This window comes from Anaeromyxobacter diazotrophicus, assembly GCF_013340205.1.
GTDB classification, from domain to species: Bacteria; Myxococcota; Myxococcia; order Myxococcales; family Anaeromyxobacteraceae; genus Anaeromyxobacter_A; species Anaeromyxobacter_A diazotrophicus.
The window spans coordinates 57,475-71,812 of sequence record NZ_BJTG01000008.1; the positions used below are offsets into that span (position 1 = coordinate 57,475).

14 protein-coding genes are annotated in these 14,338 nt (G+C 74.7%); all 14 read left to right on the forward strand.

Annotated elements, in window-relative coordinates; all coding sequences use genetic code 11:
• Window positions 1-203: 203 nt before the first annotated feature.
• The 14 genes from HWY08_RS16260 (at window position 204) to hisG (ending at window position 14,330) form a co-directional block, all read left to right on the forward strand.
• Window positions 204-1,250, forward strand: a complete 1,047-nt coding sequence (locus tag HWY08_RS16260) for a polyprenyl synthetase family protein (RefSeq protein ID WP_176067118.1) — start codon at window positions 204-206, stop codon at window positions 1,248-1,250.
• A 111-nt stretch (window positions 1,251-1,361) separates the two neighbouring features.
• The gene (locus HWY08_RS16265; RefSeq protein WP_176067120.1) at window positions 1,362-1,661 is read left to right on the forward strand and encodes a hypothetical protein; all 300 of its coding nucleotides are present in this window, start codon (window positions 1,362-1,364) and stop codon (window positions 1,659-1,661) included.
• A gap of 72 nt (window positions 1,662-1,733) precedes the next feature.
• Window positions 1,734-3,266: a menaquinone biosynthesis decarboxylase gene (locus tag HWY08_RS16270; RefSeq protein WP_176067122.1), complete on the forward strand. Its 1,533-nt coding sequence runs from the start codon at window positions 1,734-1,736 to the stop codon at window positions 3,264-3,266.
• Window positions 3,263-3,982: a ubiquinone/menaquinone biosynthesis methyltransferase gene (locus HWY08_RS16275; protein ID WP_235969667.1), complete on the forward strand. Its 720-nt coding sequence runs from the start codon at window positions 3,263-3,265 to the stop codon at window positions 3,980-3,982. The genes HWY08_RS16270 and HWY08_RS16275 overlap by 4 nt, the downstream gene beginning before the upstream one ends.
• The gene (locus HWY08_RS16280) at window positions 3,979-4,569 is read left to right on the forward strand and encodes a UbiX family flavin prenyltransferase (protein WP_176067124.1); all 591 of its coding nucleotides are present in this window, start codon (window positions 3,979-3,981) and stop codon (window positions 4,567-4,569) included. The genes HWY08_RS16275 and HWY08_RS16280 overlap by 4 nt, the downstream gene beginning before the upstream one ends.
• A 2-nt stretch (window positions 4,570-4,571) precedes the next feature.
• A complete protein-coding gene (mqnE, locus tag HWY08_RS16285) occupies window positions 4,572-5,708 on the forward strand; it encodes an aminofutalosine synthase MqnE (protein WP_176067126.1) in 1,137 nt (378 codons plus the stop codon).
• A gap of 11 nt (window positions 5,709-5,719) precedes the next feature.
• The gene (gene mqnC / locus HWY08_RS16290; protein ID WP_176067128.1) at window positions 5,720-7,600 is read left to right on the forward strand and encodes a cyclic dehypoxanthinyl futalosine synthase; all 1,881 of its coding nucleotides are present in this window, start codon (window positions 5,720-5,722) and stop codon (window positions 7,598-7,600) included.
• 2 nt (window positions 7,601-7,602) lie between these two features.
• Complete coding sequence (locus HWY08_RS16295) at window positions 7,603-8,847, forward strand: amidohydrolase family protein (RefSeq protein ID WP_235969668.1); 1,245 nt, start codon at window positions 7,603-7,605, stop codon at window positions 8,845-8,847.
• A 4-nt stretch (window positions 8,848-8,851) separates the two neighbouring features.
• On the forward strand, window positions 8,852-9,724 hold the full coding sequence (locus HWY08_RS16300) for a UbiA-like polyprenyltransferase (protein ID WP_176067130.1): 873 nt from the start codon (window positions 8,852-8,854) through the stop codon (window positions 9,722-9,724).
• Complete coding sequence (locus HWY08_RS16305) at window positions 9,721-10,311, forward strand: GbsR/MarR family transcriptional regulator (RefSeq protein WP_176067132.1); 591 nt, start codon at window positions 9,721-9,723, stop codon at window positions 10,309-10,311. The genes HWY08_RS16300 and HWY08_RS16305 overlap by 4 nt, the downstream gene beginning before the upstream one ends.
• Window positions 10,312-10,374: 63 nt before the next feature.
• Window positions 10,375-11,493, forward strand: a complete 1,119-nt coding sequence (gene prfA / locus HWY08_RS16310) for a peptide chain release factor 1 (RefSeq protein WP_176067134.1) — start codon at window positions 10,375-10,377, stop codon at window positions 11,491-11,493.
• 45 nt (window positions 11,494-11,538) lie between these two features.
• Entirely contained in the window at window positions 11,539-12,387 is an 849-nt protein-coding gene (prmC, locus tag HWY08_RS16315) for a peptide chain release factor N(5)-glutamine methyltransferase (protein WP_176067136.1), read from the forward strand.
• Between the two features lie 12 nt (window positions 12,388-12,399).
• The gene (murA, locus tag HWY08_RS16320) at window positions 12,400-13,674 is read left to right on the forward strand and encodes a UDP-N-acetylglucosamine 1-carboxyvinyltransferase (RefSeq protein WP_176067138.1); all 1,275 of its coding nucleotides are present in this window, start codon (window positions 12,400-12,402) and stop codon (window positions 13,672-13,674) included.
• Window positions 13,671-14,330, forward strand: coding sequence for an ATP phosphoribosyltransferase (gene hisG / locus HWY08_RS16325; RefSeq protein ID WP_176067140.1), 660 nt, complete (start codon window positions 13,671-13,673; stop codon window positions 14,328-14,330). Before murA ends, hisG begins: the two co-directional genes overlap by 4 nt.
• The last annotated feature ends 8 nt before the right edge of the window (window positions 14,331-14,338 follow it).

Sequence of the window (14,338 nt, forward strand, 5' to 3'; positions counted from 1 at the left end):
GCGTCACGCCCGAGCCGCCCTGCCCGCCGCGGGGGCGCCCCGATGGGAACAAACGTTCCCAGCGGTGGAAGGGGCAGCGCACGGGCGAGCCCTCGCGCCGCGTCATTCACCATTCGTCAACAGTCCCCGTGGCGTTGACCCCGGGGAGCGCTCCGCGCTATATGCCTCCCTTCAGTTTTTTTTGAAGTTCCCGGAGAGGGAGCATGAGCCGAGAGCAGGCCATCCTGTCGCAGCTCGACGCCAGCGCCGGACGCGGGGTCCGCCCCGAGAAGGCGCAGTCGGCGCTGCAGGAGGTGCCGTCGCTCGCGCTCGAGCTCTCCTCGCTCGAGGCGGAGCTCACGCGCGCCACCGAGGACGCGGAGGAGACGCTCCGCGCCGCCGCGCGGCACCTGGTGGGCTCGGGCGGCAAGCGCATCCGGCCCACGGTGACCTTGCTCGCCTGCGGCGCGTGCGGCGGGATCCTGCGGCACGCGGTGCCGTTCGCCTGCGCCGCCGAGCTCACGCACTCCGCCACCCTGCTCCACGACGACGTCATCGACGACGGCCCGACGCGCCGCGGCCAGCCCGCCTCGCGCGTGCTGTGGGGCAACGCCGTCTCGGTCCTCTCCGGCGACTGGCTCCTCACCCGCGCGCTCGAGATCGTCGCCGCCGAGCCGGCCCGCTCCGCGGCGCTCCCGGCGCTGCTCGCCACCATGCGCCGGCTGGTCGAGGGCGAGGTGCTGCAGCTCTCGCTCCGCGGCAGCTTCGAGGCCACCGAGCAGGACTACTTCGACGTCGTGCGCGGGAAGACCGCCTCGCTCTTCGGCTGGAGCGCCGCGGCCGGCGCGTGGGCCGCCGGCCTCCGCGGCGAGATCCCGGACGCGCTGGCCGAGTTCGGCGAGGGCATCGGGATGGCCTTCCAGCTCGTCGACGACGCCCTCGACTACGCCGCCGACCCGGAGCTGCTCGGCAAGCGCCTCGGCCAGGACTTCCTGGAGGGCAAGGCGACCCTGCCGCTCATCCGCGCCCTCCAGCGCGAGCCGGCGCTGCGCCAGCGGCTGGCGGCGCTGCTCGAGGGCAAGCTCGACGGCGCGGCCGTCGCGGCGGACGTCATCGAGGCGGTGAAGCGGACCGGCGGCGTCGAGGCCGCCCGCGCCGTCGCCCGGGAGCACACCGCCTCCGCGATGGAGGCGCTCACCCGGGTGCCGGACGGCACGCACCGCCGCGCGATGGCCGAGGCGGCGCGCCACCTCACCGAGCGCGCTTTCTAGGAGGCGCGCGCGGCGGCGCCTCCCCCGCGCCCCGCAGAGGGACCGACCGCCCGTCAGGGGGCCAACCTCCGCTGAGCAGGACCGCTCCAGGCTACTTATCGTCGAAGGAGCATGGCGCGATCGAGCTGGAGGCAGCGGTCGGACGGCGTCTACCTGATCATCGGCCAGGGGCGTAGGTTCCGGCGCGCCGCGGTCGCCTTCGCGACGTTGCTCACCGCGCTCGCGATGGCCGTGGCGGTCACGACCGCCGCGGTCGTCTACCTCGTCATCGGCCTCCCGCTCCTGGTGGCCGCGGCCGGGTTCCTCCTCGTCCGGCGCGCCAGCCGCCCGGCCACGCCCCCGGCCACCGTGCTCACCCTCGCGCGCCGCAACCGCCCGCTCTCCGTCGCCGCGCGCGACGCGGGCGCGTAGGTAGCGACGGGCGGGCGTTTCCTTCAACGAACATTGAAACTCGCTGGGAAGGGGAGTAGATAGGTCCGCCTCATGGCCTATCGCTCGCTGCGGACCTTCCTCGAAAGGCTCGAGCGCGCCGGCGAGCTGGTGCGCGTCTCCGAGCCCGTCGATCCGGTGCTGGAGATGGCGGCGCTGGCGGACCGCGCCGCGAAGCAGGAGGGCCCCGCGCTCCTCTTCGAGCGGCCGCGCGCCCCGAGCGCCGGGGCGAGCAGCGCCTTCCCGGTCGCGATGAACCTGTTCGGCACGCGCCGGCGGACGGCCTGGGCGCTCTCCTGCGAGGACCTCGAGCAGCCGGCGAGCGAGCTGCGCGAGCTGCTCCACCTCGCCCCCCCGGTGAGCTTCTGGGAGAAGGTGAAGCTCCTCCCCCGCCTGGGGAAGCTCGCGGCGTACATGCCGAAGCACGTGGCGGACGGCCCGGTGCGCGAGATCGTCGAGGACGAGCCCGACCTGGGCGCGCTGCCGGTGCTCACCACCTGGCCGCACGACGGCGGCCCCTTCATCACCCTGCCGCAGGTCGTGACGCGCGACCCCGAGACGGGGCTGCGCAACGTCGGGATGTACCGGCTGCAGGTCCTCGGGCCGCGCCGGCTGGCGATGCACTGGCAGCTCCACAAGACCGCCACCGCCCACTACCGCGCCTACCAGAAGCGCGGCGAGCGGATGCCGGTCGCCATCGCGCTGGGCGGCGACCCCGCCCTCACCTACTGCGCCTCGGCGCCGCTGCCGCCCGGCATCGACGAGTACCTCTTCGCCGGCTTCCTCCGGAAGGAGGGCGTGCCGCTCGTGAAGTGCGTCAGCCACGACCTCGAGGTGCCGGCCGAGGCCGACCTCGTCATCGAGGGGTTCGTCGACCCGCGCGCGCCGCTCGTCCGCGAGGGCCCGTTCGGCGACCACACCGGCTACTACTCGCTGGCCGACGACTACCCGGTGCTCGAGGTGACCGCCATCACCCGCCGCGCCGACGCCGTCTACCCGGCCACGGTGGTGGGCCCGCCGCCCATGGAGGACCTCTGGCTCGGCAAGGCCACCGAGCGGCTCTTCCTGCCCATGCTGCAGATGGTGTTCCCCGAGGTCACCGACATGTCCTTCCCGGCGGAGGGCGTGTTCCACAACCTGTGCTTCGTCGCCATGCGCAAGGAGTACCCCGGGCACGCGAAGAAGCTCATGCACGGGATGTGGGGCTCCGGGCAGATGGCGAACACGAAGACGCTGGTGGTGTTCGACGACGACGTGGACGTGCAGGACCACGCGCAGTGCGCCTGGCGCGCCTTCGCCAACGTGGACGCCAAGCGCGACCTGGTGGTGGTGGACGGGCCGGTGGACGTGCTCGACCACGCCGCGCCCTTCTTCGCCCTGGGCGGCAAGATCGGCGTCGACGCCACGCGGAAGTGGGCCGAGGAGGGCGGGCGCGAGTGGCCGGAGCCGTGCGTCCACCCGCCGGAGATCCTGGCGCGGATGGACGCGCTCTACGCGCGGCTCGTCCCCGGCGCGCCGCCGCCGCGCCGGCCGCGCATCCCGGTGCCGCGCGCCGCCAGCTGGAGCCCGAAGAAGGGGGTCGCGTGAGCGGCGCCACCCCCGAGCGCGTCCCGCTCCCCGGCGAGGCGAACCGCGGGCGCGCGGTGCAGGCGATGTTCGACCGCATCGCGCCCTCCTACGACCTCCTCAACCGCGTCATGACCTTCCGGGTGGACCAGCGCTGGCGGCGCCGGCTCATCGGCGCGCTGGCGCTCCGGGACGGCGAGCGGCTGCTCGACCTGTGCGCCGGGACGATGGACGTGGCCGCCGAGGCGCGGCGCCGCGCGCCCGGGCTCGCCGTGGTGGGCGCCGACTTCTCCCGCGAGATGCTGGCCCGCGGCGCCGCCAAGACCGGCCTCCCCGCCGCCCAGGCCGACGCGCTGGCGCTGCCGTTCGCCTCCGGGCGCTTCGACGCCGCCACGGTCGCGTTCGGCGTGCGCAACCTGGAGCGGCTCGACCAGGGGCTCTCCGAGCTGGCGCGGGTCCTCCGGCCCGGCGGCCGCCTGGGCGTGCTCGAGTTCTTCCGCCCCGAGTCGCAGGGCTCGCGCTTCGTGCACGGCGCCTACAACCGGCTGGCGCTGCCGGTGCTGGGGCGCGTGCTGTCGCCCGACCCCGAGGCGTACCGCTACCTCGTCGCGTCGATGGAGCGCTTCGCCTCGCGCCCCGAGTTCGAGGAGGCCTGCCGGAAGGCCGGCTTCCGCGAGGTGCGCGGCGCGACGCTCTTCCCGGGCGTGTGCGGCCTCGTCACCGCGGTGCGGGCATGAAGCTCGTGGTCGCGGTCAGCGGCGCGTCCGGCGCGCCCTACGCGAAGCGGCTGCTCGACTTCCTGGCGGCCGAGGGCGCCGCGCAGGGCGTCTCGTGCGACCTCGTCTTCACCGAGACCGGCCGGCAGGTGTGGAAGGCCGAGATCGGGGCCGAGCCCGCCTACCCGTTCCCGGTCTGGAAGCCGCGCGACTTCACCGCGCCGTTCGCCTCCGGCAGCGCCGGCTACGAGGCCATGGTGGTGGTGCCCTGCTCGGCCGGCATGATGGCGCGCATCGCCCACGGCGTCTCGCTGGACCTCGTCGGCCGCGCCGCCGACGTCATGCTGAAGGAGCGCCGCCGGCTCGTGCTCTGCCTGCGCGAGACCCCGCTCTCGCTCGTGCACGCGCGCGCCATGACGGCCGCCCTCGAGGCGGGCGCGATGGTGGTGCCCGCCTGCCCCAGCTTCTACTCGCGCCCGAAGGACCTCGGCGAGCTCGTCGACACGGTGGTCGCCCGGCTCCTCGATCGCCTCGGCATCCCGAACACGCTCATGCGGCGCTGGGAGGGGCTCGCCCCTCGCGCGCGCCTCGAGCCGGCGGAGGACTGACCATGCTCTCGAAGCTCGCGCACCACGCCCTCGAGCAGGACGGCCTCGGCCCCATCCGCGACAAGGTGCTCGCCCGGGAGCGGCTCACCGACGCGGAGGCGCTGCGGCTGTTCGAGGCGAAGGACCTGGCGGCGCTGGGCGCGCTCGCGAACCACGTCCGCGAGGAGCGCCACGGCGACCTCACCTTCTACAACCGCAACGTCCACCTCAACTTCACCAACGTCTGCGTCGCCTCCTGCAAGTTCTGCTCGTTCGCGCGCCCGGACGACCGGGCCGCGAGCGAGGGCTACACGATGAGCCTCGACGAGGCCGTGAACCACGTCCTCTCGAAGCGCGACCTCGGCATCACCGAGGTGCACATCGTGAACGGGCTCCACCCGGACCTCGGGTGGGAGTTCTACCTGGAGGTCCCGCGGCGCATCCACGCCGCCTGGCCGGAGCTGCGCATCAAGGGGTACACGGCGGTCGAGATCCACTTCTTCGCCCAGAAGTTCGGCAAGAGCTACGAGCAGGTGCTGCGCGAGCTCCAGGCCGCCGGGGTCGAGACGCTCCCCGGCGGCGGGGCCGAGATCTTCGCCAGCCGCGTGCGCCGGAAGCTCTGCGACGACAAGGCCACCGCCGAGGAGTGGCTGGAGGTGCACCGGGTGGCGCACCGGCTCGGCATGAAGACCAACGCCACCATGCTCTACGGCACCATCGAGCGGCTGGAGGAGCGGGTCGACCACATGCGCCGCCTGCGCGAGCTCCAGGACGAGACCGGCGGCTTCCAGGTCTTCATCCCGCTCGCCTTCCACCCCGAGCACAACATGATCGGGAAGGCGTTCCCCAAGCCGACCGGCTTCGACGGCCTACGCACCTACGCGGTGGCGCGGCTCTACCTCGACAACTTCGACCACCTGAAGGCGTACTGGGTGATGCTGGGGGAGCGCCTGGCGCAGACCGCGCTCAGCTTCGGGGTGGACGACCTCGACGGCACGGTCATCGAGGAGCGCATCTACCACATGGCCGGCGCGAAGACGCCGCAGGCGCTCTCCGAGGGGCAGCTGCACCGCCTCATCCGCGCCGCCGGCCGCGTCCCGGCCGAGCGCGACAGCCTGTACCACGTCCTGCGCGTGCACCCCGCGCCCGTCGCCGCCTGAGGATCCGCACCATGCCGAAGCTCCGCGCCGCCGCCGTCTCCTTCCTCAACGCGCTCCCGCTCACCGCCGCCCTGGAGCGCACCGGCCGCATCGAGCTGGTGCTGGCCGAGCCGGCGCAGTGCGCCGCCAAGCTCGAGGCCGGCGAGGTCGAGATCGCGCTCCTGCCGGTGGGCGGGCTGGTCGGGAAGGACTACGAGATCGTGCCCGGCATCGCCATCGGCGCCGACGGGCCGGTGACGACGGTGCTGCTCGCCGGCGAGCAGCCGCCGGAGACCTGGGACGAGGTCTTCCTCGACACCGCCTCGCGCACCTCGCAGCTCCTCTCCAAGGTGGTGCTGGCCGAGCGCGGGCTGCACCCGAAGTTCACGCCCATGCCGGCGCTGGAGGGGCTCGCCCGCGCCCAGGGGACGAAGGGCGCCCTGGTCATCGGCGACCGCGCCTTCGACGTGAAGGCGAAGCACGTGCTCGACCTCGGCCGCGAGTGGGTGAAGCTCTCCGGCTTCCCCATGGTGTTCGCGCTGTGGGCCGCCAAGCCCGGCGTGCTCGCGCCCGAGGACGTGGCCGAGCTCGCCCGCGCCGCGCACGAGGGCCTCGGGCTCCGCACCGAGCTGGCGCAGGCGTTCGCGAAGGAGCGGGGCGGCGACCCGGAGCGCTACCGCCGCTACCTCACCCAGAAGATCCGCTACGGCCTCGGGCCCTACGAGCTGCAGGGCCTGGAGGCGTTCGTGGAGCGGGTGGCGAAGCACGGCTTCGCGCCGCCCACCACCCTCCGCTTCGCGGACGACCACGTCCGCACCCGGCGCGCCCGCCGCCAGGTCTCGCTCGACACCGCGCTCCAGAAGGGCGCCGACGGCGAGCGGCTCGACGCGGACGAGGCGGAGCTGCTCGACGAGAAGGCGCCGCTGCTCGAGCTCGGCCTCGCCGCCGACGCCCGCCGGCGCGCGCTCCACCCGGACGGCGTCGTCACCTACATCGTCTCGCGCAACGTCAACTACACGAACGTCTGCACCACGGCCTGCCACTTCTGCGCGTTCTACCGGCCGCGCGGGCACGAGGAGGCCTACGTCCTCTCGCGCGAGGTGCTGGCGAAGAAGATCGAGGAGACGATCGCGCTCGGCGGCATCGAGCTGCTCCTCCAGGGCGGGCTCCACCCCGACCTCGGCGTCGAGTGGTACGAGGACCTCTTCCGCTGGGTGAAGTCCACCTACCCCACCATCAACCTGCACGCGCTCTCGCCGGAGGAGATCTGGCACATCGCGCGGACGAGCCAGCTCCCGCTCGACGCCACCATCGACAAGCTGGTCGCGGCCGGGCTCGACTCGATCCCGGGCGGCGGGGCGGAGATCCTCGACGACGAGGTCCGCCGGCGCATCGCGCCCCTCAAGTGCTCGACCGACGAGTGGCTCACCGTCATGCGCGCCGCGCACAAGAAGGGCCTGCGCTCCACCGGCACCATGATGTTCGGGGTGGGCGAGGACGCGGGGCACCGCACCCGCCACCTGCTGCGGCTGCGCGAGCTGCAGGACGAGACCGGCGGTTTCACCGCCTTCATCTGCTGGACCTTCCAGCCCGAGCACACCCGGCTCGCGCCGGGCGACAACAGCGCCCACGCCTACCTGCGCGAGAACGCGCTGGCGCGGCTCGTCCTCGACAACGTGCCGAACCTGCAGGCCTCGTGGGTGACCATGGGCGGCGGGGTGGCGCAGGCGGCGCTGCACATGGGCTGCAACGACTTCGGCCAGGTCATGATCGAGGAGAACGTCGTCTCGGCCGCCGGCACCACCTTCAACATGGACGCGGACGAGGTGGAGCGGCACATCGTCGGCGCCGGGTTCGTCCCGGCCCGGCGCAACATGCGCTACGACCGGCTCTCGCCGGTGAAGGCGGCCTGAGCGTGAGCGTGCGGGTCGTCGCCGGCCGGTGGGTGTTCACGGGCGCGGCCGTGCTCGCGGACGGCGCGATCGCGCTCGACGGCGACGCGGTCGCCGCGGTGGGCCCGCGCGCCGAGCTCGAGCCCCGCTTCGGCCCCGCCGAGCGGCTCGACGCGGTGCTGCTCCCCGCGCTGGTGAACGCGCACACCCACCTCGAGCTGTCGCACCTCGGCGGGCGCATCCCGGGGGGCGAGGGGCTGCCGGCCTGGGTCCACCTCCTCGTCGCCACCCGCGCCCAGGATCCCGGGCCCGGCCGCGCGCTCGAGGAGGCGGTGCTCGACCTGGTGGACCTGGGCGTGGCCGCGGTGGGCGACGTCTCGAACACGCTCGCCTCGCTCGAGCCGCTCGGCCGCGCCGGGGTGGCCGGCACGGTCTTCCACGAGGTGTTCGGCTTCTCGGAGCGGCGCATCGAGGCGGCGCTCGCGCAGGCGCGCGCGCTGCGCGAGGCGGCCCCGGCGGCCGCCCCGGGCCTCCGCGTCGCGACCTCGCCGCACGCGGTCTACTCGACCCACCCGCGCGTCCTCGCCGAGCTGCTGCGGGCCGGGCCGGCCTCGGTCCACCTGGCGGAGGACCCCGCCGAGCGCGAGTTCTGCGTCGCGGGGAGCGGCCCGTTCGCCGCCATGAACCGGGCCCTCGGCTCGGCCCCGCTGCCGGCGCTGGGGCGCTCCGCCGTGGCGGTCGCCGGCCCGCACCTCGGGCGCGGGTCGCTGGCGGTGCACGCGGTCGACCTCGACGAGGAGGACCTGGCCGTGCTCGGCCAGTCCGGCGCCACCGTGGTCCTCTGCCCGCGCTCGAACCTCCACATCGGCGGGCGGCTCGCCGACCTGCCGCGGCTCCTCGCCGCCGGCCTCCCGCTCGCGGTGGGGACCGACTCGCTCGCCTCCGCGCCCACGCTCTCGCCGCTGGCCGAGCTGGCGGCGCTGGCGCGCGCCTTCCCCCAGGTGCCGCCGTCGCGGCTCCTGCCGCTCGCCTGGAACGGCGCGGCGGTGGGCGCCCCGGCGGTGGGGCGGCTCGCCGCCGGCGCCGCCCCGGGGATCCTCGCCGCGCCGCTCGGCGGCGTGCGCCCGGCCGACCCGGCGCGGTGGCTGGTCGAGACGTTCGGCGCGGAGGAGCGGCGCTTCACCTGGATCGCCCGGCATCGCCCGGCCCCCGCCACCTCCGCTCCCCGGCCCGCGCCTCCCGCGGGGGAGACGAGCCCCCCAGGATGACGACATGAGCCTTGCCGCCCTCTCCCGGATGGTGAAGTTCGAGCACTCGCTCTTTGCGCTGCCGTTCGCGGCCAGCGCAGCCGTACTGGTGCTGCCCGAGGCGGCGCTCGACGCCCGGCGCCTCCTGCTCGTCGCGGTCGCGGTGGTGGCGGCGCGCACGGCGGCGATGGCGATGAACCGCATCGCCGACCGCGCCTTCGACGCCAGGAACCCGCGCACGCGGCGGCGCGAGCTCGTCACCGGCGAGGTCTCGCCCGGCGCGGCCTGGGCCCTGCTCCTCGGCTCGAGCGCCGCCCTGGTGGCCGCCGCCGCGCTCATCTCGCCCCTGTGCGGCGCGCTCTCCCTGCCGGTGCTCGCGATCCTGCTCGGCTACTCCTACGCGAAGCGGTTCACCTGGGCGGTCCACCTGTGGCTCGGGGTGGCGCAGGCGCTCGGGCCCATCGGCGTCGCGCTCGCGCTCACCGGGCGCGTCCCCGCCGCGGCGGTCGTGCTCGGCCTGGGCGTCGGCGCCTGGGTGGCCGGCTTCGACGTCCTGTACTCGCTGCAGGACATGGACTTCGACCGGGGCGAGCGGCTCCGCTCCATCCCGGCCCGCTTCGGCGTGCAGGGCGCGCTGCTGTGGGCGCGGCTCCTCCACCTCGCCGCCGCGCTGGGCATCGCCGGGGCGGGCCTGGTGGCGGGGCGCGGGCCGGGCTGGCTGGTCGGGTCGGTGCTCATGATGGCGGTGCTGGGCGCCGAGCACGCCTACGCGGCGCCGGGCGGGAAGCTCCGCCCGGAGCGCATCGGCGCCGCCTTCTTCACCTTCAACGCCTTCGCCTCGGTCGCCTTCGCCGCCTGCGCCCTGGCCGACGTGGCGCTCCGGGTGGCCCCGCGGTGAGCGCCACCGAGCACCAGGACCGCGGCGCGCACCGCCCCGGCTCGTTCGCCCTCTCGCGCGCCGAGCTCACCGTGGCCGACGCGGTGGGCGAGCTCATGGAGCTGTGGGGCTTCCGCCGGCAGCTCGGGCGGATCTGGGCGGTGCTCTTCCTCTCCGAGCGCCCGCTGGCCGCGCCCGACCTGTGCGACCGGCTGCGCATCTCGACCGGGCTCCTCTCCATGAGCCTCGCCGAGCTGCGGCGCTGGGGGGTGGTGCGGAGCGTGGCCGTGCCGGGCGACCGCAAGGAGCACTTCGAGGCGGAGACGAACATCTGGTCGCTGGTGCGCCGGGTGCTGGCCGAGCGGGAGCGGCACGCCATCGAGTCGGCGCTGGCCACCGTCGAGGCGGCGCTGGCGGACGTGCGGGGCGCCCTCTCCGACGTCGACCCCGAGGTGAAGGCCGGCGCCCGCTTCCGGCTGCAGCGGCTGGAGCAGCTGGCCCAGCTCTGCCGCGTGGGCCAGAACCTGCTCCGGGTGCTGCTCGACAGCGCCCGGGTCGACATCGGGCCGCTCAAGCTCCTCAGCGACGCGCTCACCCGCCGGAGCTGAACGGGGGACCGCGACCCGCCGTCCTTGCCGGGACGCCTCGAGAGCGGTTAAAGAAGCCGTCCCATGCTCTCCCCCGACGTCCTGAAGAGGCTCGACGCGATCGAGTCGCGGTTCGACGAGCTGACGCACCGGCTCTCGGACCCGGAGGTCGTCTCCTCGGGCGAGCGCTACCGGAAGATCTCGAAGGAGCGGGCCGGCCTCGAGGCGACCGTCACCGCGCTGCGCGCCTACCGCAAGCTGCAGCAGGACCTGGCCGACAACGAGGCGCTCCTCGGCGAGAAGGACCCGGAGCTGCGCGAGCTGGCGAAGGAGGAGCTGGCGGGGCTGCGGCCGCTCGTCGGTCCCGCTGAGGAGCAGCTCAAGCTGCACCTCGTGCCGAAGGACCCCAACGACGAGAAGGACGTCATCCTCGAGGTGCGGGCGGGCGCGGGCGGCGACGAGGCGGGGCTGTTCGCGGCCGAGGTGCTGCGCATGTACCTGCGCTACGCCGAGCGCCGCGGCTGGCGCTGCGAGGTGGTCGACTCCTCGCCGGGCGCGCTCAACGGCGTGAAGGACGTGACCGTCACCATCGCCGGCGACGCGGTCTACTCGTCGCTCAAGTACGAGTCGGGCGTGCACCGCGTCCAGCGCGTGCCCGCCACCGAGGCGCAGGGGCGCATCCACACCTCGACGGTGACCGTGGCGGTCATGCCGGAGGCGGAGGAGATCGACGTCCAGATCAACCCGGCCGACCTGGAGATGGACGTCTTCCGCTCCACCGGCTCGGGCGGGCAGTCGGTGAACACCACCGACTCGGCCGTCCGCCTCACCCACAAGCCGAGCGGCGTGGTGGTGAAGTGCCAGCAGGAGAAGTCGCAGCTCAAGAACCGCAACATGGCGATGAAGATGCTGCGGGCGAAGCTGTTCGAGATGGAGCTGGAGAAGCAGCAGAGCGCCCGGGACGCGGCGCGCAAGAGCCAGGTCGGCACCGGCGACCGCTCCGAGAAGATCCGGACCTACAACTTCCCGCAGGACCGCCTCACCGATCACCGCATCAACTACACCCGCCACAACCTGCCGGCGGTGATGGACGGCGACGTGCAGGACGTCATCGAGGCCTGCCGCACCCACTACGCCGCCGAGGCGCTGCGGGAGGCGTCGCGCGAGCAGGCCGGCGCGCCGGCGGCGGAGCGGCGGGCGTAGCCTCCACCCTCTCCCGGCCCTCCCCTGGCAGGGGAGACGAGGCGGATGTCGACCGAGATCTGGACGCCGCTCAAGCTCCTCACCTGGACGCAGGGCTACTTCGCCCGCGCCGGGGTGGACGCGCCGCGCCTCACCGCCGAGCTCCTCCTGGCGCACGCGCTCGGCTGCGACCGGGTCCGGCTCTACCTCGACTTCGACAAGCCGCTCGGCCCCGACGAGCTCGCCCGCTACCGCGCGCTGGTGAAGCGGCGCGGCGAGGGCGAGCCGACCGCCTACCTCACCGGCGCGAAGGAGTTCTACGGCCACGCGCTGCGCGTCGACGCCCGGGCGCTCATCCCGCGGCCCGAGACCGAGCTGCTGGTGGAGGCGGCCCTGGCGGCGCTGCCGGAGGAGGGCGCCGCGCTCGACCTGTGCACCGGGACCGGCTGCGTGGCGATCGCGCTCGCCCTGGCGAGGCCGCGCGCCCGCGTCACCGCCACCGACCTGTCGCCCGAGGCGCTCGCCCTGGCGGCCGAGAACGCCGCCCGCCTGGCGGCGCCGGTGACGCTCCTCCAGGGCGACCTCTTCGCGCCCGTCCCGGCCGGCGCCCGCTTCGACGTCCTGACGGCGAACCCGCCCTACGTGCCCACCGGCGAGCTGGCCGGCCTCGCCCGCGAGCTCGCCCGCGAGCCGCGCCTGGCGCTCGACGGCGGCCCGGACGGCCTGAGCGTGCTGCGGCGGGTGGTGGCCGACGCCCCCCGCTTCCTCGCCCCCGGCGGCGCGCTCCTCCTCGAGATGCACGAGAGCCACGCCGGCCCGCTCCCGGCGCTGTGCCGCGAGGCGGGGCTGGCGGCCGAGGTGCGGCGCGACCTGGCCGGCCTGCCGCGGCTGGTGGTGGCGCGCGCGATGGGATAGGAAGGCGCCGCCATGGACAAGATCGTCGTCGAGGGGGGCCCGGCGCTGCGCGGCGAGGTGCAGGTCTCGGGCGCCAAGAACGCGGGCCTGCCGGTCCTCGCCGCCACCCTCCTCGCCGAGGGCGAGCACGTCGTCACCAACCTGCCCGACCTGGCGGACGTGCGGACGATGGGTCGCCTGCTGGCGCACCTGGGCTGCGAGGTGGGCCGGGCGGCGGCGGGCGGCGACGCGCGCGCGGCGGTGCTGCGGGTCCCGGCCCTGCTGCGTCCGGAGGCGCCCTACGAGCTCGTGAAGACCATGCGCGCCAGCGTGCTCGTGCTCGGGCCGCTCCTGGCGCGCTTCGGGCAGGCGCGGGTGTCCTTGCCGGGCGGCTGCGCCATCGGCGCGCGCCCCATCGACCAGCACCTCAAGGCGCTCGCCGCCATGGGGGCGGAGATCGCGATCGACCACGGGTACGTGAACGCGCGGGTCCCGGGCGGCCGGCTCCGCGGGACCGACTTCGTCTTCGACGTGCAGACCGTCACCGGGACCGAGAACGCCCTCATGGCGGCGGCGCTGGCCGAGGGGCGCACGACCCTCCGGAACTGCGCCCGCGAGCCGGAGGTGGCGGACCTGGCCCGCGCCCTCGGCGCCATGGGCGCGCGCATCGAGGGCGCCGGCCGGACCGAGATCCAGGTGGACGGGGTGGAGCGGCTGGGCGCGCTCCACCACGCGGTCATCGCCGACCGCATCGAGGCGGGCACGCTGCTCGTGGCGGGCGCGCTCACGGGGGGCGACGTCCTGGTGCGCGGGGCGGACGCGGCGCACCTCTCGGCGCTCATCGAGAAGCTGCGCGAGGCGGGGGCCCACGTCGAGGCCGAGGCGGGCGGGGTGCGGGTCCGCGGGAACGGCCCGGCCCGGCCCATCCAGCTCCGCACCGCGCCCCACCCCGGCTTCCCCACCGACATGCAGGCGCAGATGATGGTGCTCCTGGCGGTGGGGGCGGGCTCCTCGGTGGTGACCGAGACCATCTTCGAGAACCGGTACATGCACGTGCTCGAGCTGAGGCGGCTCGGCGCCGACGTCACGGTGGACGGCAAGACGGCGGTGGTGAAGGGCGTCCCCAAGCTCTCCGGCGCGCCGGTGATGGCGAGCGACCTGCGCGCCTCGGCGGCGCTGGTGCTGGCGGGCCTCGTCGCGAGCGGCACGACCGAGGTGCAGCGCGTGTATCATCTGGACCGCGGCTACGAGCGGCTGGAGGAGAAGCTGTCGGCGCTCGGCGCCCGGATCCGGAGGGTGAAGGCGTGAAGCGCCCGGCAGCCGACCTCATCACCGTCGCCGTCCCCAAGGGCCGGCTCCTGCAGGAGTCGTCCGCGCTGTTCGAGAAGGCGGTCGGCGTCTCGCCGCGCGCGCTGCTCGAGCACACCCGCAAGCTCGCGGCCGACGCGCCCGAGGCGGGGCTGCGCTTCATCTCCATCCGGGCCGGCGACGTGGCGAGCTACGTGGAGCACGGCGCCGCCGCCGTGGGCGTGGCGGGGCTCGACGTCCTGCGCGAGGAGCCGCGCGAGCTGTACGAGCCGCTGGACCTCGGGATCGGCCGGTGCGCGGTCATCGTGGCCCGGCCCAAGGGGGCCGCGGCGCTGCCGAAGGGGGTCGCCCCTCGCGTCGCCACGAAGTACGTGTCGCTGGCCTCGGCCCACTTCGCGAAGAAGTCGCTGCCGGCCGAGATCATCGAGCTGCACGGCTCGATCGAGGTGGCCCCCTCGCTCGGGCTGGCCGACGTCATCGTCGACATCACCGAGACGGGCGAGACCCTGCGGGCCAATGGGCTGGTGATCGAGGAGGAGGTCCTCTCGGTCTCGGCGCGCCTCATCGTCAACCGGGTGGCGCTGAAGCTCCACGCGGAGCGGCTGCGCCGCCTGATCGCCGCCCTGCGGGCCGCCGCCTCGGCGGGGCCTGCCTGAACTGGTTG